This is a genomic window from Phyllobacterium sp., assembly GCF_037994425.1.
In the GTDB taxonomy this organism is placed as follows: Bacteria; Pseudomonadota; Alphaproteobacteria; order Rhizobiales; family Rhizobiaceae; genus Phyllobacterium.
Map to the genome: position 1 here is coordinate 1 of NZ_JBBNAM010000268.1, position 20409 is coordinate 20409.

The 20409-nt window shown below is 59.1% G+C and carries 21 protein-coding genes, 1 tRNA gene and 1 pseudogene; 9 read left to right on the top strand and 14 right to left on the bottom strand.

The genetic code is table 11. The annotated features are described in order from the left end of the window. The 4 genes and pseudogenes from AAAB35_RS18305 to cobG all read right to left on the bottom strand — a co-directional run. Positions 1–295 (bottom strand): annotated as a pseudogene (locus AAAB35_RS18305) (precorrin-3B C(17)-methyltransferase); the annotation flags it as partial. Next, entirely contained in the window at positions 292–1032 is a 741-nt protein-coding gene (locus AAAB35_RS18310) for a precorrin-2 C(20)-methyltransferase (RefSeq protein ID WP_340669708.1), read from the bottom strand. The pseudogene AAAB35_RS18305 and the gene AAAB35_RS18310, both read right to left, overlap by 4 nt. Beyond that, positions 1032–1658: a precorrin-8X methylmutase gene (locus tag AAAB35_RS18315; RefSeq protein WP_340669709.1), complete on the bottom strand. Its 627-nt coding sequence runs from the start codon at positions 1656–1658 to the stop codon at positions 1032–1034. The genes AAAB35_RS18310 and AAAB35_RS18315 overlap by 1 nt, the downstream gene beginning before the upstream one ends. Beyond that, the gene (cobG, locus tag AAAB35_RS18320) at positions 1652–3007 is read right to left on the bottom strand and encodes a precorrin-3B synthase (protein WP_340669710.1); all 1356 of its coding nucleotides are present in this window, start codon (positions 3005–3007) and stop codon (positions 1652–1654) included. The genes AAAB35_RS18315 and cobG overlap by 7 nt, the downstream gene beginning before the upstream one ends. A 186-nt stretch (positions 3008–3193) precedes the next feature. On the opposite strand from cobG, the gene cbiE reads away from it, so the two are divergent. From cbiE to AAAB35_RS18335, 3 genes are all read left to right on the top strand, one after another. Then, entirely contained in the window at positions 3194–4408 is a 1215-nt protein-coding gene (cbiE, locus tag AAAB35_RS18325; protein ID WP_340669711.1) for a precorrin-6y C5,15-methyltransferase (decarboxylating) subunit CbiE, read from the top strand. 180 nt (positions 4409–4588) lie between these two features. Then, positions 4589–5635 (top strand): DUF475 domain-containing protein, encoded by a 1047-nt coding sequence (locus AAAB35_RS18330; protein WP_340669712.1) that lies wholly within the window; start codon positions 4589–4591, stop codon positions 5633–5635. Between the two features lie 87 nt (positions 5636–5722). Continuing rightward, positions 5723–6520, top strand: a complete 798-nt coding sequence (locus AAAB35_RS18335; RefSeq protein WP_340669713.1) for a mechanosensitive ion channel domain-containing protein — start codon at positions 5723–5725, stop codon at positions 6518–6520. Between the two features lie 7 nt (positions 6521–6527). On the opposite strand, the gene AAAB35_RS18340 is transcribed toward AAAB35_RS18335, so the two are convergent. Together AAAB35_RS18340 and AAAB35_RS18345 are read right to left on the bottom strand one after the other, a co-directional pair. Beyond that, positions 6528–6604 (bottom strand) — tRNA-Arg (locus tag AAAB35_RS18340). Between the two features lie 74 nt (positions 6605–6678). Beyond that, positions 6679–7848, bottom strand: a complete 1170-nt coding sequence (locus AAAB35_RS18345) for a M20 aminoacylase family protein (protein ID WP_340669714.1) — start codon at positions 7846–7848, stop codon at positions 6679–6681. A 170-nt stretch (positions 7849–8018) separates the two neighbouring features. Here AAAB35_RS18345 and AAAB35_RS18350 point away from each other — a divergent pair, with 170 nt between their 5' ends. Next, positions 8019–9128, top strand: coding sequence for a D-alanyl-D-alanine carboxypeptidase family protein (locus tag AAAB35_RS18350; RefSeq protein WP_340669715.1), 1110 nt, complete (start codon positions 8019–8021; stop codon positions 9126–9128). Then, complete coding sequence (locus AAAB35_RS18355; protein ID WP_340669716.1) at positions 9128–10285, top strand: GTP-binding protein; 1158 nt, start codon at positions 9128–9130, stop codon at positions 10283–10285. The genes AAAB35_RS18350 and AAAB35_RS18355 overlap by 1 nt, the downstream gene beginning before the upstream one ends. Here AAAB35_RS18355 and AAAB35_RS18360 read toward each other — a convergent pair. The 4 genes from AAAB35_RS18360 to AAAB35_RS18375 form a co-directional block, all read right to left on the bottom strand. Next, positions 10278–10514: a sulfurtransferase TusA family protein gene (locus AAAB35_RS18360; RefSeq protein ID WP_340669717.1), complete on the bottom strand. Its 237-nt coding sequence runs from the start codon at positions 10512–10514 to the stop codon at positions 10278–10280. The genes AAAB35_RS18355 and AAAB35_RS18360 overlap by 8 nt on opposite strands. Before the next feature lie 2 nt (positions 10515–10516). Next, positions 10517–11785 carry a murein L,D-transpeptidase family protein gene (locus AAAB35_RS18365; RefSeq protein ID WP_340669718.1) on the bottom strand — a complete coding sequence of 423 codons (1269 nt, stop codon included), beginning with the start codon at positions 11783–11785 and terminating at the stop codon, positions 10517–10519. A gap of 292 nt (positions 11786–12077) precedes the next feature. After that, entirely contained in the window at positions 12078–12353 is a 276-nt protein-coding gene (locus AAAB35_RS18370; protein WP_340669719.1) for an HU family DNA-binding protein, read from the bottom strand. Positions 12354–12558: 205 nt separating this feature from the next. Continuing rightward, the gene (locus AAAB35_RS18375) at positions 12559–13500 is read right to left on the bottom strand and encodes a LysR family transcriptional regulator (RefSeq protein ID WP_340669720.1); all 942 of its coding nucleotides are present in this window, start codon (positions 13498–13500) and stop codon (positions 12559–12561) included. A 167-nt stretch (positions 13501–13667) separates the two neighbouring features. Here AAAB35_RS18375 and AAAB35_RS18380 point away from each other — a divergent pair, with 167 nt between their 5' ends. Then, positions 13668–14621 (top strand): ring-cleaving dioxygenase, encoded by a 954-nt coding sequence (locus tag AAAB35_RS18380; RefSeq protein WP_340669721.1) that lies wholly within the window; start codon positions 13668–13670, stop codon positions 14619–14621. 18 nt (positions 14622–14639) lie between these two features. Here AAAB35_RS18380 and AAAB35_RS18385 read toward each other — a convergent pair whose 3' ends face one another. The 3 genes from AAAB35_RS18385 to AAAB35_RS18395 all read right to left on the bottom strand — a co-directional run bounded on the left by AAAB35_RS18385 (position 14640) and on the right by AAAB35_RS18395 (position 17172). Continuing rightward, a complete protein-coding gene (locus AAAB35_RS18385) occupies positions 14640–16205 on the bottom strand; it encodes a VOC family protein (RefSeq protein WP_340669722.1) in 1566 nt (521 codons plus the stop codon). 202 nt (positions 16206–16407) lie between these two features. Next, positions 16408–16557: a DUF1127 domain-containing protein gene (locus tag AAAB35_RS18390; protein WP_081815820.1), complete on the bottom strand. Its 150-nt coding sequence runs from the start codon at positions 16555–16557 to the stop codon at positions 16408–16410. A 252-nt stretch (positions 16558–16809) separates the two neighbouring features. Continuing rightward, positions 16810–17172, bottom strand: a complete 363-nt coding sequence (locus AAAB35_RS18395; RefSeq protein ID WP_340669723.1) for a low affinity iron permease family protein — start codon at positions 17170–17172, stop codon at positions 16810–16812. Between the two features lie 248 nt (positions 17173–17420). On the opposite strand from AAAB35_RS18395, the gene AAAB35_RS18400 reads away from it, so the two are divergent. Then, complete coding sequence (locus tag AAAB35_RS18400) at positions 17421–17819, top strand: hypothetical protein (protein ID WP_340669724.1); 399 nt, start codon at positions 17421–17423, stop codon at positions 17817–17819. 85 nt (positions 17820–17904) lie between these two features. Next, positions 17905–18375: an aminoacyl-tRNA deacylase gene (locus AAAB35_RS18405; protein ID WP_340669725.1), complete on the top strand. Its 471-nt coding sequence runs from the start codon at positions 17905–17907 to the stop codon at positions 18373–18375. Positions 18376–18490: 115 nt separating this feature from the next. On the opposite strand, the gene AAAB35_RS18410 is transcribed toward AAAB35_RS18405, so the two are convergent. After that, entirely contained in the window at positions 18491–18766 is a 276-nt protein-coding gene (locus AAAB35_RS18410) for a hypothetical protein (RefSeq protein ID WP_340669726.1), read from the bottom strand. 431 nt (positions 18767–19197) lie between these two features. Between AAAB35_RS18410 and AAAB35_RS18415 the strand changes: the two genes are divergently transcribed. Continuing rightward, positions 19198–20316, top strand: coding sequence for an NAD(P)/FAD-dependent oxidoreductase (locus AAAB35_RS18415; RefSeq protein ID WP_340669727.1), 1119 nt, complete (start codon positions 19198–19200; stop codon positions 20314–20316). Positions 20317–20409: the final 93 nt, after the last annotated feature.

The window sequence follows — 20409 nt, forward strand, 5'->3', positions numbered from 1 at the left end:
GCACAACGGCGCTGCCATCATCTGCGACAGCGAGCACGGGCGGCTCGCCCGCCTTGTTGCCGAGGAGTGGCGCAAGCGATCGTATGGTGATGCCTGCGGCGCACAGCGCAATGATGGCGTTGCCACGCTGGTAGTGGTCGCGGATCGTTTCACCGAAATTGGCGAAGCCCTCATCGGCGCCGTCGACACGGCCTTCGAGGCCAAAGATCGTCGCATCCTCGATGCCAGCCTTGATGCGCCGTGCGGTTTCGAAGCCACGCACCGAAAGCACGAATATGCTGAGCGGAAGGGTCATTCGCTGCCGCCTTGCCACTTTTCGCCCGGTACCAGGATGAGCGAGAAATAGGGGGAAGCTTCCGGATCGACGTCGGCAAGGGGCACGATGCGTTGCGCTTCCATCGTCGCACGTTCGACATAGAGCGCGCGGTGCATGATGCCGAGTTCTTCGATCACGCCGCGCACCTTGGCGAGGTTCTTGCCAAGCTTCATGATTGCGGCCGCTTCCGTAGCGGCAAGGCGCATCTTCAAATCGGCGGCAGGCAAGACGCCGGACAGGACCGTAAGCGTCTGGTTGCGATAGACGAGCGGGGCGCCCAGCACGGCTGCGCCGCCGAGGATAGAGCAGACGCCCGGCACGACCTGCGTCTCATACTCTTCCGCCAGGCGATCATGGATATACATGAACGATCCATAGAAAAACGGATCGCCCTCGGCGATGACCGCAACATCCTTTCCGGCGTCGAGATGGCTGCGCAGCACCCCGGTGATCTCACCATAAAAGTCGCTGACAATGACTTCGTAGTTCATATGTGCTGGCAGGATCTCCGTAGTGACCGGATAGACGAGCGGCACCAAAAGTTGATTGTCGTTGAGATATTGCTCAACGATAGTAAGCGCATTGCCTTTCTTGCCCTTGGCGGCGTGATAGGCAACCACCGGTGCGCCTTGCAGCAAGCGCAGGGCTTTCAGTGTTATGAGCTCGGGGTCGCCGGGACCCACGCCCAGCCCGAGGAGCCGTCCCTTTTGCGGCATTATTCTTTCTCCGAGGCAAGCGCGTTGATGGCGGCTGCGGCCATTGCGCTACCGCCGCGCCGGCCATGCACGACCACATAGGGTATGCCGCGGCTATTCTCGGCAAGCGCGGCTTTCGATTCCATCGCGCCGACAAAACCGACGGGAAAGCCCAGGATCAGAGCTGGCCTTGGGGCGCCGTCATCGATCATCTCAAGCAGGCGGAAGAGGGCTGTCGGCGCATTGCCGAAAGCTGCGACCGCGCCGCCAAGATGGGGCCGCCATAGTTCGAGCGCCACCGCCGACCGTGTATTGCCCATGTCGCGCGCCAATGCTGCCACCGAGGGGTCGTTCAGTGTGCAGATCACTTCGTTGTCGGCGGGAAGGCGGGCGCGGGTGACGCCTTCGGCCACCATGCGCGCGTCGCAAAGGATTGGAGCTCCGTGCAAGAGGGCGTCGCGCCCGGCGGTTCCTGCGCCTTTGGAGAAGGCGAGATCCTCGATCACATCCACCATGCCGCAGGCATGGGCGACGCGCACGGCGAGTTTTTCCAGATCGGAGGGGATGCGGCTGAGATCAGCCTCGGAACGGATGATGGCGAACGAGCGATCATAGATCGCCTGGCCGTCGCGGATATAATCTAGCATTCACTGGCCCCGAAATTCTCGCCGATCAAAGCGGCTGCTTCCTCGATAGTGACATTGGCAGCCAATAGCTTGCCAAAACGCGACGGTCCATCGGTCGCTTGGAGAAAGATGTCATAGCGCTGAGGCGCCGTCGCCACCAGGGTAATTGGCCGCGCCCATGGCGATGCACAGGATTTCATGCAACCGCTGAGGTGAACTTGCGGTGCAGTAGAAGTGGAGCCGAGGCGTGCCGCAAGCTTCAGGCCATCGGCCTGGGTTGCGCCCAGTGCCGAGCCGCATCCTGCCGAGCCCGAGCAACTGATCATTGTTGCAAGCGGCGCCTTGGGGTCCGCGTGCAAACCAAGCGATTCGAGATGGGCGAGGGCGCTCTCCGCCCGTGCTGTTGCAACCCCCGGCAATAGAATACTCTGCCACGGCGTCAGGCGCAGCTGGCCGTTGCCATGGTCGTCGGCAAGCGCGGCAAGCGCAACGAGGAGTTCAGGATTGAGGCGGCCAAGGGGCGGCATGGCGCCGACGAGACAGGTGCTCGCGCTCTCCGGCAGGAGCCCAATGTGCGCATTCGCGCGTGGCGGAGGCCTGTACCATGCGGAAACAGCATCGTTTCGCACAGAAAAGCCAAGCCGGTGCTCCAATTGCTCCAGCAAAGCGTCGGCTCCCGCTTCCGCAGTGAAGTGACGAAGGCGCGACGATGCCGGGTGGCCCCGGTTCCACTCGATGAAAACGTCAAGAATGGTAGTAACCAATGTGAAGACCCGGGTGTCGCTCACGCACCCGAGAACGGGACGATCGCCACCACGCTGCGTCGGAGGCGCACCGGCAACACCGAAAGCAAATTGCGGTGCCCTTGCGGCCGGGTCGAGCGGGCTGACCCAGATATCGTGCGGATGCTCGACCATCGCGACATTTTCCCCGCCATCAACAAGCACGGAAAATTTGGGCGACAGTGTCTGATAGCTCGCATCCGTCTGCAATTTCGCCAACAAGCGGTGCGCAAGCGGGCGTACATCGATCAGCGCGCCATCGATGCCGGCCACTGGGCTGACCATGACGTTACGGACATCGTCGCCGCGGTCGGTCAGCGGTCCGAGCCCGGCGTCGAGCAGGGCCGCAATCAAGGCGTCTTCCGTTTCCGGACGAACGCCGCGAAGCTGCAGGTTCGCACGATTGGTAATTTCTATCGCGCCATTGCCGAACTGCCGGGCCGCCTGCGACACCCGCCGCGCCTGTTCGGCGCTGAGGTCGCCAAAAGTGAGCTTGACTCGGCAGATTGAGCCGTCAAGCGCCTTTGCCATGCGAAACAGCCCCGGACAGGCGGAACGCCGGTCTTCGACGGTGAAATTCGTGGCCAACGGGGCTTGTCGTCTCATGGTTCACGGTTTTACAGGATGGCTGCGAGCATGCCAACAGCGCTTACCTTTAAACAGGAAGCGCTGCGGTGGTTTCGTTGACCTGACAACGGCTTTCGGGCATGCATTGGAGCCCCTTCTTTTCGGTCCAAGCAAAAAGGGCTCTAACCGCAACCGATGGTGGAATGCATGACAGCGCAGTGGCTGACAGTGATTGGAATTGGCGAGGATGGCTATGACGGCCTTGGCGGCGGCGCCCGCTGTGCTCTTGCCGATGCCGAAACGGTCTTCGGGGGCAAGCGGCACCTGCAACTCCTGCCGGACACGCTCAAAGCGAAGCGCGTCCCTTGGCCGACACCGTTTTCGGACGGCTATCCCATGATCCTGGCACTGCGCGGCCGGCCAGTCGTCGTGCTCGCCAGCGGCGATCCGATGCATTTCGGCATGGGGGCGACACTGACACGCCTTGTCGATCCGGACGAAATGCGGATTCTGCCGGCGCCATCCTCCTTTGCACTTGCCGCTGCGGCAATGGGCTGGCCCATCCAGGAAACTCAGCTGCTGAGCGTTCACGGCCGACCGATCGAGACCCTGGCCAAATCCTTTGCTCCGGGGGCGCGACTGCTCATTCTCAGCAATGATGGGGAGACACCCGCGCAGGTCGCGGGGATGCTCGTTCACCGAGGGTTTGACGCGGCGCGCCTGTCGGTGCTTGAACATCTCGGTGGATCGCAGGAGCGACGAATCGATGGCGACGCTGGTACATGGAATCAACCTCGTTGTGCCGATCTGAATGTATTGGCCGTTGATTGCGCGGCGCCTGCACGAACTATGAAAGCCTATCCGCTGCTGGCGGGGCTGCCCGACGCCGCCTTTGAACATGATGGCCAACTGACCAAGCGCGACGTCCGTGCGGTCACCCTGGCGCGCCTCGCACCGCTTCCCGGCGAATTGCTTTGGGACGTCGGGGCTGGGTGCGGCTCGATCGGCATCGAGTGGATGCGGAGCCACCCTTTATGCAGGGCACTCGCGATCGAAGCCAACGAAAAACGGCAACAACTCATCGTGAACAATAGCCGGGCGCTCGGCGTGCCGGAGCTTCAGCTTGTTCGCGGCGAAGCGCCTGGCGCGCTGGTCGGGCTGCCCGCGCCGGATGCGATCTTCATTGGCGGTGGTGTGACAAATCCCGATGTTTTGGCAACCTGTTGGAAATGTCTGAAGCCGGGAGGGCGCCTCGTCGCAAATGCGGTAACCATCGCGGGGGAAATGGCACTCGTCGATTGGCGCGAAAACCACGGCGGTGATCTCACCAAGCTGGCGGTTTCTCATGCCGAGCCGCTCGGAAACTTCGATGCGTGGCGCGCCGCTCTACCGGTGACGATCTATGTCGTTCGTAAGAACTGACCAATAGATTGGATGCGAGACAGGATTGAGACAGGTTTGTGCCGTTTAAAGGCATTGGGAGATTGCAATCCAATGTGAAATCATATTGAAACGGCGCATAAAGCCCGCCCGTACGGTGGTTGTGGCCGTTCTGAGTTCCCATCTTGATAGCAATCAGGGAGTTTCAAGCAGGAAACGCGCATGGCAACGTATAAATATTTCACCTGGCCCTTTATATTTACATTTGTAGGCCTCGTCCTCGGTACTTGGATCGGTTTCGTTTATTCAGGAACCATACAAGGCGCACTTTCGGTGCTGTTTATTTGTGCTGTCCTCAGCATCCTCGAAATCTCGCTGTCTTTCGACAACGCCATCGTCAACGCCAAGATCTTGCGTGACATGACGCCGACCTGGCAGAGACGCTTTCTGACCTGGGGTATCATTATTGCCGTATTTGGCATGCGCATCGTTTTTCCGCTGGCAATCGTCGCCATTGCCGCCTGGATCGATCCGATCTCGGCGTTGAAGCTCGCCATTTCCAGTCCGGAAGAATATGCCCGCATCATGCAGGACGCCCATGTCTCCATCGCGGCGTTCGGCGGCACATTCCTGCTGATGGTCGGACTGAAATTCTTCTTCGACCATGAAAAGGATGTCCACTGGATCAAGGTGATTGAGGCCAATGCCTCACGCTTTGCCTCGGTGCAGGGGATTGAAGTTGCCGTTGCGCTGCTTCTCATCATCTTCTTCTCCCGCCAGCTTGAGGGCGAGGAATCGGTCACGTTTCTAACATCGGCCATCTACGGTCTTTTGACCTTCCTCTTTGTCGAGGGTTTAGGTGCGATTCTTGATGCGACCCAGGAGCAGATGGACACCGTCCACAAGGGCGGGCTGGGCGCCTTTCTCTATCTTGAAATGCTGGATGCTAGCTTCTCGTTTGATGGTGTGATCGGCGCGTTCGCCCTATCGACCAACCTGTTCGTGATTGCCATCGGTCTTGGCATCGGCGCGTTCTACGTGCGGGCGCTGACCATCATGATGGTGGACAAGGAAACGCTGGGGCAATACCGCTATCTCGAGCACGGCGCCTTCTATGCAATCCTCGTTCTGGCCGTGATCATGTATTGCCAGACACTGATCCACATTCCGGAGGTGATAACGGGTATGATCGGGGCCGCCCTCATCCTGTTTGCGTTCTTCTCCTCCATCCGCTACCGCCGGCGCAACGGCGAGGCGCAGGAGGCCTGACGAGGAGCCTGGATTACGCCGGAGTATCCGGAACCAAAAAGATCTTCCAACGGTTGAGCCCTTCCCACCGAAACGGAGAATTGTCTGATGGAACTTGATCCTCAAAGCGCCTATTCCGCGGTACAGACGGCGATAAGCCAGGCCAGCGCGCTGATTGTCACCTACTCATTTTCGGTGCTCGGAGCGATTCTGCTGCTGGTCATCGGCTTTGTCGTCGCGGGTCTCGTAGAACGCTGGCTTTACGCTGGGCTCGGCCGGGTCGGCGGCTTTGACCTTACCTTGCGCCGCTTCTTTTCGAAGATCGCACGCTATTTTGTCCTCGGGCTCGTCGTGGTCATGGTGCTTGGCCAGTTCGGCATTCAAACCGCATCGGTCATTGCGGCCATCGGTGCTGTCGGCCTTGCGATCGGACTGGCGCTACAGGGCACGCTACAGAATATCGCGGCCGGTATCATGCTGCTGGCGCTGCGGCCGCTGCGGATAGGTGAATATGTCGAGGTCGGGAGCGTGTCCGGTACCGTCGAGGAAATCGGGCTTTTCGCCACGCGGTTGCGGGCGGCCGACGGTATCTACATCTTGGCGCCCAATTCGACGCTCTGGACGCTGCCGGTCAAGAACTACACCCGCAATGGTATTCGTCGTAACGACATCACCATGACATTCCCCAATACCGATAATATCGATCGGCTGCAGAAAACGCTTGTCGGCCTTGCCGAGCAGGATACCCGGGTGAAGAAAGAACCGGCTCCTGCCGCTTTTGTGGCGGGTCTTGGCGATAGCACGATGTCTTTCACACTGCGCTACTGGACCTCCGCTACCGATTTTGCCGCAACGCAGGCCGAAATGAACAAGAACGTGCGAAACATACTCAACGAAAAGGCTTGAAGAAAATTGGTGATCCCGACTGGATTCGAACCAGTGGCCTACAGATTAGGAATCTGTCGCTCTATCCTACTGAGCTACGGGACCATGCGTTGAGACATACTGTTTTTCGGCGGGCGAGCCAAGTCTGAAGATGCAAGGAAATTGCGCCGCTCACCGCATCATGACGACGCCGGAAGGGCGCTTTCCGCAAGCTTCACCCAATAGCTGATTCCATGTGGAATAGCATCGTCGTTGAAATCGTAGGACGGGTTGTGCAGTGACGCGCTGTCGCCGTTGCCGATGAAGATGAATGCTCCGGGCCGCGCTTCCAGCATGTAGGAAAAGTCCTCGCCGGCCATCATCGGCGCCACCTCTTCGTTCACCCCGTTGTTCCCCGCAATCGTGCGGGCGGTTTGCGCGGCGAAACTCGTTTCGCGTTCATGGTTGAACGTCACCGGGTAGTTCCGGGCATAATGGACGCTTGCGCTCGCGCCAAGTGCGCTCGCAACGCCGTCGGCGACTTCAGTGAGGCGCCTTTCGGCAAAGTCGCGCATTTCCGGGCGCAGGGTGCGAACCGTACCGGCGAGCTCGGCGCGTTGGGGGATGATATTGTGGGCATCGCCGGCATGAAATTTCGTCACCGAAAGTACGACCGAATCGAGCGGGTCGGTCCCGCGCGAAACGATTGTCTGCAGCGCGTTGACGAGTTGGGCACCGATGACCACTGGATCGATCGTCCGGTGCGGCTGCGCCGCATGTCCGCCCCTACCTTCCACGGTAATGTTGAATTCGTCGGTGGCCGCCATGATGGGCCCCTTGCGGATGGCGAACTGGCCGATGGGAAGGCCCGGAACATTGTGCATGCCGTAGACTTCCGAAATCGAGAAACGCTCCATCATGCCTTCCTTGACCATTTCGCGCCCGCCACCGCCGCCTTCCTCGGCCGGCTGAAAGATAACCGCGACAGTGCCCTTGAAATTGCGTGTTTCCGCCAGGTATTGCGCAGCCCCGAGAAGCATCGCCGTATGGCCATCATGGCCGCAGGCGTGCATCTTGCCGTTATGGCGCGATGCCCAGGGCTTGCCGGTGATCTCGGTCAGCGGCAATGCATCCATATCGGAGCGAAGCCCGATTGTAGCACCGTCGCCGTGGCGACCCTTAATGACGCCGACGATGCCGGTGCGACCAATGCCGGTTTCCACCGTATCGCAGCCGAACTCCCGCAACTTCCCGGCGACGAACGCGGCGGTCTCGTGCACGTCGAACATCAGTTCGGGGGTCTCGTGCAAGTGGCGGCGCCACACTGAGACCTCGTCCTGCATTTCGATGGCACGGTTTAGCAAGGGCATTCGAAACCAACTCCAAAATTCAAGTCTGACATTTTCGTGCGCAGGTCAAAGGTGCTTTGCCTTTTGCCTGCCACATAAGATAGATAAGGCCATTGCCGCCCGGCGTGAAGCGCGGCTTAATGCCTTATGCCTTCCCGGTTGCTTTTAAAAGGACAGGTCGGATCTCAGGAATGCGGAAAACTTTAGCGTTTTTTCTATCGGGTTGCTTGCTGACGGCGTTTGCTGGAACTGCGCTGGCCGGCGCCAATATCACAGTTGATGCGAATACCGGCGAGATCCTTTCGCAGGAAGATGCTTTCCAGCGCTGGTATCCGGCATCGCTCACGAAGCTGATGACGACCTATGTGGCGTTTCGCATGATTGAATCCGGTCAGGTCACGCTCGAAACGCCCATCCGTATCTCCGCCAATGCCGTCAAGGAACCGCCAAGCCGGTCCGGCTACAAGGCGGGTTCCGAACTGACGCTTGATAATGCACTCAAGATCATGCTGGTGCGCTCGACTAACGATGTCGCCATGGCCATCGGCGAAACGCTCGGCGGCTCGGAAGAGAAATTCGCCGCGCTGATGAATGACGAGGCAAAGCGGCTTGGCATGTATGGCACGCATTTCGTCAATCCCAACGGATTGCATTCGGACGACCACTATTCGACGGCGCGCGATCTGGCGGTTCTCACATTGCATCTGCGGCGAGAATATCCGCAGTACGCCCATTATTTCGATATTGAGGCCATCGACTATGGCACCAGGAAATCACAGACCAACTACAACGCCCTGATCGGGCGTTTCCAGGGCGCGGACGGCATGAAGACGGGTTTCGTCTGCCCATCGGGGTATAATCTCATCGGGTCCGCCACACGCAACGGCCGGACCATCGTCACGGTGGTTCTCGGCGAGATGACCATCACCTCGCGGGTGACCAAGGCTGCCGACCTTTTGGGCAAGGCATTCGAAACGAAGGGTACGGGCCAAACGCTCGACACACTTGCTCCCTATGGAGCGCCGACACGCGACGTGGCGGTCAATATGCGCCCGACCGTCTGTTCGAAGCAGGCGAACGCGTCCGACAATTGGGACGGCAAGGATGCCGAGGGGCACCTCGTCCAGGGTTCGGTGTATCTCGCACGCCTGGATCATGAGCCAAAGTCCGAACCAGTCGTCCTTCTGCCGCCCAAGGTGAACTCCGAGGGCATGCTGCTGAGCCGCATACCAGTCCCGACTCCACGCCCCGAGCGGCCGTCTATGACGGACGCCAGCAATGTATTGAAGGCGGTCAACTAGTGGCGAGCGATGCTCCCATCCCCGTTTCGGTGCTGACCGGCTTTCTAGGGTCAGGCAAGACGACGCTGCTCAATCGACTGCTCAAGGACCCGGCCCTTGCCGATACGGCGGTTATCATCAATGAGTTCGGCGATGTGGGCATCGATCATCTTCTTGTCGAGAGCGCCAGCGAGGGCGTCATCGAGCTTTCCGACGGCTGCCTCTGCTGCACTGTCCGTGGTGAACTGGTTGACACCCTCGCGGACCTTATCGACCGAATGCAAACCGGCAGGTTGCAACGGCTGCGACGGGTCATCATTGAGACGACGGGACTTGCCGATCCTGCGCCCGTACTCCACGCCATTATGGGACACCCGGTTTTGCTGCAGGCGTTTCGCGTCGACGGCGTGATTACGACGGTTGATGCGGTCAATGGTATGGCGACGCTCGATGCCCATGAAGAGGCGGTAAAACAGGCCGTCGTCGCCGACCGCATCGTCATCACGAAGACCGACCTGCCGGAAGCCAAGTCGGGCCTCGAAGCGCTCAGGTCACGCCTTGCGGCGCTCAATCCCGGGGCGGAACTGATCGATGTAGGGGACGAGCGCACCGGCTACGCGGCGCTGTTCGAATGTGGCGTTTATAACGCTGAGACTAAGACGGTTGACGTGCAGCGCTGGCTGAAGGCCGAAGCCTACCGCGATCGAGAAAGCGAGCGTGGCAGCATTGATGGACACCATCACCATCATCATGATGCCCACGATGGTAGTCACGAACACTATCATGACGTTAACCGCCACGATGCTTCGATCCGCTCGTTTTCTTTGAGGCACGACCGGCCCGTTCCCTTGTCGGGCTTCGACATGTTTCTTGATCTCCTGCGCTCCGCTCATGGCGAAAAGTTGCTGCGAGTCAAGGGAATCGTGCAGCTCGCAGACGATCCGGAACGCCCGCTGGTTATCCACGGCGTGCAACAGATCTTCCACCCGCCGGCGAGGCTCGCTGCCTGGCCGGATGGCCCGCGTGAGACGCGTCTCGTGATGATCGTGAAGGATTTGCCAGAAAGCTATGTAAGGCAGCTCTTCGGCGCGTTTTTGAACCAGCCGCAGGTGGATACGCCTGACCGCGCGGGGCTCATGGACAATCCCCTCGCGATATCAGGCATGAAGCTCAGGTAGCGTCGCCGCGCTCGATATGGAAGCGATGGCCGCCCCCGGCAACGCTGATCGTCTCGATGAGCTGATGGCCCTCGGTCTGACAGAAATTCGGCAGGTCGATCACGGCAAGCGGATCGCTTGTTTCAACCCACAGACGGCTGCCGGCAGGCATGCCTAGCAGCTTTCTGCGCGTCTTCAGCACGGGCAGAGGGCAGTTCAGACCGCGCAGGTCGTAGATTTCGCCATTCATGCCTAGTTGCCGAGGACTTTCCACCAGGCCTTTTTCGCCGGAGCAGCGGCGGGTTGTTCAACTGGCGCAGGTGTCGACGCTGGCGCGGCATTGATCGCCCCGGTGGTCTGCGGGGCGTTTGCCGGTGCGGATGCGGCAGGAGCAGCGGTGTTCGCAGCTACCGACATTGGTGCGGCCGGCACGGACACTTTCGACATGCGCGTGCGCTTGGCGGCCTCGCGCTGCTCTTTGGCCTTGTCCGCGGCAACCGCGGATGCAAGGCGCACCATGATCTGCGGCTTCGAAGCCTTGTCCTTGTCCTGAGGCGAGAGGGATGGAGGGTCCATGGTCACGCGCTCACCGCGGGCGCGGCGAGCGCTCCAGTCGGCGATGATCTTCGCTTCGGCAATCCCCTGGATCGATCGTGCGGGTGGTTGAATCCTGCCCTTGCCGGCCATCGACGAAAATGCCGATTCATAACTGCTCTGATAGGACTGGTACGCTGTCTTCAGCGCGTCAGGCTGGTCCGACGGTGGGCAGGTGCTCGTCGCGGCGATCGGCGCATTGGGATCGCTGGTGTGATTGAAGACATATTTCTTCTCGCAGACATCGACCTTTGGCGGCACCTTGGTGATCTCGAAATGGTCATAGCCCTCTTTGAGATTCTTCCAGAAGGCGTAGTTCGGGTCATCCTTGTAGCGTGCCATGTTGGCGGCGGTCATGCGGAAGGGAAAGGCTTCCAACTGGATCGAATCCTGGCCGCCCTTGAAGGCGTCGCGCGCGAAAGCGTAGATCTGGGCGACCTGCGCATCGCTCATCGAATAGCAGCCTGAAGACGAACAGGATCCATGCACCATCAAATTGGCGCCGGTCCGTCCGAGGGAACGGTCGAGCGCATTCGGAAAGCCAGTATTGAAGGAAAGGTAATAGCTCGATTTCGGGTTCATCTGCGCCGGGCGCACGGCATAGAATCCCTCCGGCGCCTGGCGATCGCCTTCGATGAACTTCGGTCCAAGCTTTCCGGACCATTTGCAGATCTGGTAGCTGGTGACCATGTCATAGCGGCCATTGTCCTTGCGCTTCCAGACTTCGAGCACGTTCTCTTCCTTGAAAATGCGGAACATGACAGGAGCCGTCAGACTTATGCCCTTCGACTTCATGCTCTCGATCATTTTCGCAGGCAGCTGCGTCGACGCGCCGTTCGGAACGATATCCTCGACGGACGATCCCTGGCATGCCGCAAGGAATGCGGTGAGTGCGAGGGGCACAAGAATTCGTGTCGATAGTTTCATCGCAGCTGTTTTCGGTTTGCTTGCCAGTCTCATTGCCCGGACCCAAATCACGCGGATTGGCACCCGCAGCACATCCATGCATCCGTTATGGTTGATAAAGCCTTACCGCAACTATGCAAATTGCTCAATGACGCAATCGTGATCTGCGACCTAGACAGGGCGAATTTATGGCAAGCCGTCGCCGATCTGCAGGAGATAGTGCCTATGGTGAACGAAAAGTGACTCGCGCTGCCATTCAATAAAAAAGGCGGCACAACGGCGCCGCCCTTTTTGATGTCCACTACGAACAGAATTAGCCGTTCAGCGCGTCCTTCAGTGCCTTTGCAGGCTGGAACGCGATCTTCTTCGAAGCTGCGATTTTGATCGTGGCGCCAGTTGCAGGGTTACGGCCTTCGCGAGCGGCGCGCGACTGTACCTTGAACTTGCCGAAGCCCGGCAGCGATACTTCATCGCCGGCTACGACGGAATCGGTGATACCCTTAAGAACGCTGTCAACAATCGCCTTGGACTGAACTTTTGTAAGACCCTGATCAGCAACCAGCTTCTCTACAAGATCGGAGGTATTCATGTTGGCGGTTTCCTCAGTAAATTCGTTGATCGGAGGCGTCTGTATGGCATGCGATTCCCGCCCTGTCATCAGCAATACCGCCCAAAATGCTGGTTTATACCCAGTGTTTACAGGGTTTTTTGCGAAACCGGCTATGAAAGCCCGGCTACCCCGCGAATGCAGCGCCAAAACCGCGAGGGGTGATTCGCATGGGTGCAAGGGCGATTCAGGCGTGTTCCCGGCGCAGAACATCGGTCATTTGCCAGATCGGCGGATCGCCGATGTGGCGCACGAGATGGTCGACGAAGGCGCGCACTTTCGCCGAAACGTGCCGCGTTGGCGGATACACTGCATGAATTCTATAGGGGAGCGGCCTGGCCTGTGGCAGTACCGGTACGAGCGTGCCCGTGCGCAGGGCATCGGCGGCGATGAACATCGGGAGAAGCACCAGTCCGAGGCCGGCGATCGCCATATCACGCATCGCCTCGCCATTGTTGGCGACAATGCGCCCGTGCATGGCAATGGAGATTGGCTCAGCCGGATGAGCGGGATCGTCGAACTGCCAGAGTTGGCTCGTATTCACGTTCGAATAGTCGATACAGGCGAATTTGGATAGATCGTCCAAGGTTTGCGGCAGACCGTTGGTGGCGGCAAAATCCGGACTGCAGCAAATAACACGGGCGTCGGTGCAAAGCTTCCGCGCTATAAGGCTCGAATCCTTTAGAATGCCGATGCGGATGCCGACGTCATAGCCACCACGGACGAGATCAACCATGCGGTCGTCGAATTCCACCGCCACTTCAAGTTCCGGATATTGGCGGGCGAAGTCGGCGATCATCCGCCCAAGATACAGCGTGCCGAAGCTCATGGGCGCTGCAATGCGTAAAGTGCCGCGGACGGCGCTGTGCCGCTCACCGACCCTGTCGGCGGCATCGAGCAGCTCGCGCACCAAGGGCCGCACCCGCTCGACAAAATCAAGCGCGTTGGCAGTTGCGAGGAGCTTGCGCGGTGAGCGTTGGAAAAGTTCGATCGCGAGTGCCGCCTCGAGTTCGGTGATACGTTTGCTGACGACCGATTTGGACAAATTGAGGCGCGCTGCCGTCACCGTGATGCTTCCGGTTTCCATCACGTCGAGAAAAGTGAGAAGATCGTCAAAACGCCATTTCATGGTTTCAATCTAGCGGACGTTGAGTGTCTGCGAAAGCCGATTTGGTCGATTATGTTCGCTTTAGACGAACGTAGGTTGCGCAGAATGGCTCTTTATAGGGTGAAACCAAGCGCAGATATTCACCCCAACGGCAAACACGCCGCAACGGACCCATTCAGGAGGCTTAAATGACCTTACAACTGACAGGCATTCATCATCTGACGGCCATTACCGCAAATGCACCGGAGAACCTGCGCTTCTACACGCAGACGCTCGGCCTTCGGCTCGTGAAGAAAACCGTCAACCAGGACGATACGAGCGCCTATCATCTTTTTTATGCGGACGGGAAGGCGACGCCTGGCTCGGACTTGACATTCTTTGATTGGCCAGTCGGTCCGGAACGGCGCGGCACACATAGTATTGCGCGCACTGGACTTCGCGTCGGCAGCAAGGCGAGCCTTGTCTGGTGGAAAGCCCGCTTCGATGAACTTGGCGTCAAATCCGGCGACATTGCTGAAACTGGCGGCTATGACTCACTCGACTTCGAAGACGGCGAAGGCCAGCGCTTTCGCTTAATCAATGATGGCGGAGCTACTCCGTCGCATCCGTGGGAGAAAAGCCCGGTTCCGGCGGAGCATCAGATTCGCGGTCTTGGTCCGATTACACTCAGCGTACCGGATATCACCAATACGGAAGCGATCCTGTTGCAGGTCATGAACATGCGCAAGGTCAACGACTATGCGTCGCCTGATGGTGTCGGCCACGTCCACGTCTTTGCCATGGGCGAGGGCGGACCTGCGGCCGAGCTTCACGTCGCCGTGCAGCCGGACCTTCCGGTCGCCCGCCAGGGAGCAGGCGCCGTGCACCACGTAGCGTTTCGCGTTCCCGATGTGGATCATCTGCATGAATGGACCGAACGGCTGAAAGGCTTCCGCATGCCGTCGAGCGGCGAGGTCGAACGGTATTACTTCCGCTCGCTCTATTTCCGCGAGCCGAACGGCATCCTGTTTGAGATCGCCACGGATACGCCTGGCTTCGCCGTCGATGAGCCGATGGAGACTCTGGGTGAGAGCTTGTCTCTGCCGCCGTTCCTTGAGGCGAAACGCGCATCGATCGAAGCTGGCCTCAAGCCGCTCGCATAAAGTTTCAAATGGGGCAGATCAGGTCTGCCCCATTTCTGTTTCAGCGAGCCATCCGCGGATCGCTTCGATATCGTCAGAAACGGTTTCGTGGCCGGCAGGCACGCTCAACGAGGTCATCTTCGCCCCAGCTTGCCGCAACTCCGCCTCAAGCGCCGGCGCATTGGCGCCGAAGAGATCATGGTCGCCGGTTACGAACAGGACGCGTGCGTCCGAAAGATCGGACTGAGGCGCTTCCTCCAGCACTTTGGCTGCACGCAGTAGGACGGCACTGCGAACTAGACCCGGATGCAACTGCATCATGGCCGCGAGCAGGTTTGCGCCGTTCGAATAGCCAAGAAAGACGGTTTTTTGCAGATCGAGCCCATAGGCCTCGATAGCGCCTTCAATGAAGGCAGCAAATGCCTCCGCTTCGAAGCGTATGTCCTTCTGGTCGAAACTGAGCGGTGCAAACCGGCGGAACCAGCGAGCATGACCCTCCTCAGTGCTGCGGCCGCGCAAGCCCATCAGGGTAGCCCGCGGCGCTGCCGTCGCTGCGAGAGGCATGAGGCTCGCCTCATTGCCGCCAGTGCCGTGCAGGAGCACCAGCGTGCGACCGTCCGTCTGGTCCGGCGTGAAAACGCGGTGGACGAAAGGAAGCTCGCGATAAATGAACCTCCAGTCATTCGGCATGCTGAACTGTGGCAGCATTACTTTCAGGTTTTCCGCCTCTTCGGCAAAATGCGGCGGAATGAACAGCGTCGAGCCAAGCTCGTCCTCGGCCTCGTCGATCAGCATACCCGGACCGTCGGTCGCGATTTCGAACAGCGAACCGCCCGGTTCTCGCACATAGATCGAATGAAAATATTTGCGGTCGTGGATGGCCGTAGCATCCACGCCACTCTCGAGCAGGCGATCGAAGGCTGCCGTGACCTCGGAAATATTGGCCGCACGAAAGGCAATATGGTCGATCGTGCCGGTGCCCGGCGCCGAACTCCAGAATCCCGAAGCATCGCGGATATCGACGCAGTCGCCGCTATCGGCGACCATGCGCGTGATCGATTCCGTTTGATCCTTCGCCTTATAGCCGAAGTGATCCTCGAGGAAGACGCGGGTTGCCTGGCGTCGTTCAGTGAGAATGGTTGCGCCGCGCACGCGGCGTATCGCATCAGGTTCCGGTATGCCCGCGCCCGCCCAGGAATCCCCGACCGCGACGGCGTTGGTACCCACAAGCTTGACGATGACCCCGTCAGGATCGTTGAGCCTTAGCACGGGTTCGCCGAATTCCTGCACCGGCCCCGACGTCGGAACATTGTATTTCAAGGCACGGGTGAGCCAGAAGCCGATACTTTCCGGCGCGATCGCCAAAGCGATTTCACTGGGCTGGCCATAGCCGACGCGGCCCGGTGAGCCGTCTTCCCAGACGAGAAATGTGACGAGCGATCCCGGTGTGCCGGTGGCGTCGCCATAGAGCAGATGAAGCTGGGTGGCGTCTTCGAAGCCGCCGGTCTGTTTCACCAGCCGCAGCCCGAGGAAGCCAACATAGAAGTCGACATTGGCCTGAACCTTGCGCGTGATCAGTGTGATGTGGTGAATTCCGCCCGTCATGTTGGTCTCCTGCGTCGGCCGGTTCTACCTTGCTGAGAGGAAAGGTGCGAGCAAGATTGCGCTGGGCAGGGCACAAAAAACAACACCCACCGCGGGAGGAGCGGTGGGTGCTATTTGTAAAGACCGGTTGGGAGGAGGAGTACCGGTCTTTATACGTCCGAAACTTGGGAGGAGGAGCGCTCCGGACGCAAGTCGTATTCTATTAGCGAGCCGAAGCTGCTCGCTTGGCAACGAAGGCGATATCGCCACGGGAGATGCCAAGGTCGTTCAGTTCGCGTGCAGAAAGGCGGCTGAGTTCCGTGACGGTGTCACGATAGCGGCGCCAGTTATTGTAAGAGCGGATCAAGTTCATTTCACTCACCTATGTAACTTCTTGTTTGTTGGGTCATTTCCCGATCGTTGACGGTGATATAGGGAAGGCGATGCAGAACTTGCAGTGACAGTTTTGCATAGCTGCAATGCAACAAAATGATAGGTTGCACCGCACAATAATGGGCGTGCGCTAGCGCGCCGCTACCGCAGTACGGGAAGAGCGCGAATGACTGGTGGAGGCCTTGGCAGCGGGCTTTCGTTGGGGTCGCTTTCCGGCAGTGCGCCCTTCAAGCTACTTATCTGCCTTTTTGGCAGCGGCCTCGCATTGGCGGCGGAATTTTTCGACCTCCTCTTCCGTCAAATGCTCGATGCCGATGAAGGCATTCTTGGCTTCGGTGACGCGGACGATTTCATCGAGCTTGGCCTGTATTGCGATGCCATCGCGGTTCTGGGTGTTCTGAATGAGAAACACCATCAAGAAGGTGATGATCGTCGTACCGGTATTGATAATGAGCTGCCACGTATCGGAAAACCCGAAGATCGGTCCGCTGATGCCCCACACGACCACAACAAGGCAGCAGAGGATGAACGTCACCGGCTTGCCCGCCGCCATCGCTACTCGATTGGCAATATCTGTAAAAAACTTGCCGAACATGGTCATGCCTTCCCGCTACGAGCCGGTGTCAGGCGCCGGCTATCGATAACAGCAGGCGGCGGAAATTGTTCCGCCATCTAGCGGAAGGCAAAAAGCGTCATCAGAGATGCGCCGGGCGTCTCCCCTACAACCCGCTACCGGGTTTTCGGTGTAATTAGGCAGACCAAGGGCTGAAAATGGCCGCGCACGTCTTTCGCACCAATGGAAAACTGCTAGGATTCTTTTATTCTCGCTTGAATGAGTCGAACATGAAGACACGATTGTTCATTCTTGCAATTTCCGCAGTTTTGGCTTGCACCAGCGAAGGGCTGGCCGCCAGCCAATCCTACCCTGTGAAATTCAGGCTGGGCATGCGCTCGACGACATTGGCGGGCGATATTCGCGGGACCGACACCGTCACCTACGTTATAGAGGCCAAGCCCGGGCAGGAAATGTCAATCGCCTTTCGGTCGGATCATGAGGCCTGCACTTTCAACGTCTACAACCCCGACGGCGATGGCCCTGTCATTGAGGCAAAGGCCATCGGCGATGGCTATATAGGCAAGCTGCCGCCGTCCGGTGAATATGCGGTGAAGGTCGCCTTCATGAACGAAGCACAACCCGCCACGTCGTGCCGCTACAGTATCACCTTCGACATTTCAGGGTAAACCTAACGTCGTCTTCGCCGTTGACTTCGACGCTCAAGGGAGGAGAATGTCTGCGGACGGTCACCACGCAACAGGGGGTGCCACGATGACAATCGCAAGAAAACTGAAGGACTATATCGACGGCGAGGGGGTCGCCTACGACACCGTGGCCCATCACCGCACATCGACAACAAGCCAGTCCGCGCGAGCGGCGCACGTTCCGGGCAGCAGGCTGGCGAAATCCGTCGTCGTACACCACGAAACGGGTTACGTTCTGGCCGTTGTTCCGAGCACCCATCGGATCGAGCTTTCCACACTGCAGGATGTAGTGGACCGGCGTCTTGGCCTTGCCTCGGAGGATGAAGTTTCCTCACTGTTTCCCGACTGCGACATTGGCGCTGTACCGCCGATCGGGTCGGCCTACGACGTGCCGGTAATACTTGATGAAAGCCTCGGGGACGACAGCGATGTCTATTTCGAAGGCGGCGACCACAGGACATTGGTTCATGTCAGCGGACCGAACTTTCGCAGCCTGATGAAGGATGCGCGCGTCGCCCGTTTCAGTCACCATCCGTAGGTGGTAGGTCGCGTAAACCGCGCAAAATTTTCTTGGAACGGAAGGAAAGGGTACCGGAGAGGATGAAACTGGGCACCGTTATGTCATTGCGGGCCTTTGGAATTCCCGGAATTGCCTAAAGCGGCGTCAATCGACTTGCCACCAGCCTGGGCTGCACCACGAACTCATATTCATCGATCAATCCCAACTCCGCCAACGCCAGTGGGAGCCTTACACCTCCCACGAACAGTCCCTTGCCCGGCTGCCGCTTCAATTGCCGGACGACGTTCTCCAGATGATCCCCGCGCACGAGCTCGGCATTCCAATCTACCTGGTTTAGTGTGCTCGACACGACGTACTTCTTTGCCGCATCAATGGTTCTGGCGAAGGGTTCCATCCAATCAGGGTTCATTCCGTCTGCGCCACCGGCCGCCACGCTGCCTCTATCATCTCGTAGGTTAGCCGGCCTAAGAAGAGGGCATCAGCCTGCGCGAGGGTATTGGCTGCGTGACGATGCAGGTCTTTGTCCGGGATCATCACGCGATGATCGCAGCACCCATCCAATGCTAAATTGATGGAATACCGTAGGGGTCGCATCGCGTAAGAGTGCGACGACTAACGTTGCAATGGAAGGTTCCAGCGATGCAGTTAACCCGACATAACCGATGGGTGGTCCCGACCGACCAGCGGTACGAGAGGACGAAACTGAGCACCGCTATGTCATTGCATGGCCTTTATAATTTATGAAACGCCGGCCACTTGGCGCCAACGCCGTACTGGAAAGCGGACCACCATTTACCGATTTCACAAAGTACAATAGGCTGCCAATCAGAGGGGAGCTTAATGACGAGCGGAACGGACATTCTTGATGCCGTCGTCATCGGTGCGGGTTGGGCGGGGCTAGGTGTCAGTCACGCGCTGACGCAGCGCGGCTTGCGTCATAGAGTGTTGGAGCGAGGTCGCATCGGTGAGACCTGGCGAACCCAGCGCTGGGACTCCTTTCGGGTAAACACACCTAACATCCAAACGGTCATGCCCGGGGATACCTATGTCGGGCCCGATCCCGACGGTGCAATGACAAGTGGCGAGTTTGTCGCGCTCTTGGAGGACTATGCCGGCCGGTACGGCCTTCCGGTGGAAACCGGTACGCCGGTGACCGATCTTGTTGCGAGCGGTGGCCTGTACCGAGTGGCCCTTCCGCGCGGCCCCCTGTGGGCGAGGAATGTGGTGATCGCCAGCAGCAACCAGAATTGGCCGGCGCGCCCGCCTTTCTCTGCTCTGTTGCCGCCCGAAGTCCGACAGATTGATGCATCGGCCTACCGAAACGCATCAGGTCTCGAAAGTGGAGCCGTGTTGGTGGTCGGCAGCGCCCAGTCGGGCGGCCAAATCGCCGAGGACTTGGTCCAGGCGGGGCGAACTGTGTTTCTTTCGACGAGCCGAGTGGGCCGGCTGCCCCGAATGTACCGAGGTCGTCACATCAGTGTCTGGTTGGTTCTTAGCGGACTGATAGATGTGACGCGCCGGGAAATACTTCAACAGGGGCCTATTCCTGGAAGGCCGCTGCAAGGAGCGCTCCATACGATCAGCCTGCAGTCCCTCAGTGCGCAAGGCGTTGTCTTGCTCGGCCGGCTCACCGGCGTCGACGATGGCCGCCTCTCGTTCAGCGACGAGGCAGAAGAGCATGTTCGCCATGCAGATGAGGGCTCCGCTAAAGTTCGAAGCCAGATCGATGAGTACATCGCGCGCAACGGGTTCGATGCCCCGAAGGCTGAGCCGGACCCTGCGGAGGTAATTGGCGCGCTTCTGCCGAATCCACCAGTCCTATCAGTTGATCTCGCGGCGCGGGGGATCACAACGGTGATCTGGTGCACCGGGTTCAGAGGGGATTTCGGGTGGGTGCGGGTTCCCAATGTGCTCGATGCACGAGGCCCTGCGCGGCTTCACCGAGTGCACGCGCCGTGACTACATCCGTTGCGTGAAGGCGCTTGCCGCCTTCATCGGCCGCTCCCCCGACACGGCGACGGCTGAGGATCTGCGCCAGTTCCAGTTGCACCA

Bases quoted from the DNA above. Each gene is read 5' to 3' on its own strand.
- AAAB35_RS18365 (WP_340669718.1), bottom strand. From the start codon at position 11,785: ATGAAACTATCGACACGAATTCTTGTGCCCCTCGCACTCACCGCATTC.
- AAAB35_RS18350 (WP_340669715.1), top strand. From the start codon at position 8,019: ATGCGGAAAACTTTAGCGTTTTTTCTATCGGGTTGCTTGCTGACGGCG.
- AAAB35_RS18380 (WP_340669721.1), top strand. From the start codon at position 13,668: ATGACCTTACAACTGACAGGCATTCATCATCTGACGGCCATTACCGCA.
- AAAB35_RS18415 (WP_340669727.1), top strand. From the start codon at position 19,198: ATGACGAGCGGAACGGACATTCTTGATGCCGTCGTCATCGGTGCGGGT.
- AAAB35_RS18395 (WP_340669723.1), bottom strand. From the start codon at position 17,172: ATGTTCGGCAAGTTTTTTACAGATATTGCCAATCGAGTAGCGATGGCG.
- AAAB35_RS18345 (WP_340669714.1), bottom strand. From the start codon at position 7,848: ATGCCCTTGCTAAACCGTGCCATCGAAATGCAGGACGAGGTCTCAGTG.
- AAAB35_RS18405 (WP_340669725.1), top strand. From the start codon at position 17,905: ATGACAATCGCAAGAAAACTGAAGGACTATATCGACGGCGAGGGGGTC.
- AAAB35_RS18410 (WP_340669726.1), bottom strand. From the start codon at position 18,766: ATGAACCCTGATTGGATGGAACCCTTCGCCAGAACCATTGATGCGGCA.
- AAAB35_RS18315 (WP_340669709.1), bottom strand. From the start codon at position 1,658: ATGCTAGATTATATCCGCGACGGCCAGGCGATCTATGATCGCTCGTTC.
- AAAB35_RS18330 (WP_340669712.1), top strand. From the start codon at position 4,589: ATGGCAACGTATAAATATTTCACCTGGCCCTTTATATTTACATTTGTA.
- AAAB35_RS18375 (WP_340669720.1), bottom strand. From the start codon at position 13,500: ATGAAATGGCGTTTTGACGATCTTCTCACTTTTCTCGACGTGATGGAA.
- AAAB35_RS18390 (WP_081815820.1), bottom strand. From the start codon at position 16,557: ATGAACTTGATCCGCTCTTACAATAACTGGCGCCGCTATCGTGACACC.
- AAAB35_RS18400 (WP_340669724.1), top strand. From the start codon at position 17,421: ATGAAGACACGATTGTTCATTCTTGCAATTTCCGCAGTTTTGGCTTGC.
- AAAB35_RS18360 (WP_340669717.1), bottom strand. From the start codon at position 10,514: ATGAATGGCGAAATCTACGACCTGCGCGGTCTGAACTGCCCTCTGCCC.
- AAAB35_RS18335 (WP_340669713.1), top strand. From the start codon at position 5,723: ATGGAACTTGATCCTCAAAGCGCCTATTCCGCGGTACAGACGGCGATA.
- cbiE (WP_340669711.1), top strand. From the start codon at position 3,194: ATGACAGCGCAGTGGCTGACAGTGATTGGAATTGGCGAGGATGGCTAT.
- AAAB35_RS18385 (WP_340669722.1), bottom strand. From the start codon at position 16,205: ATGACGGGCGGAATTCACCACATCACACTGATCACGCGCAAGGTTCAG.
- AAAB35_RS18310 (WP_340669708.1), bottom strand. From the start codon at position 1,032: ATGCCGCAAAAGGGACGGCTCCTCGGGCTGGGCGTGGGTCCCGGCGAC.
- AAAB35_RS18370 (WP_340669719.1), bottom strand. From the start codon at position 12,353: ATGAATACCTCCGATCTTGTAGAGAAGCTGGTTGCTGATCAGGGTCTT.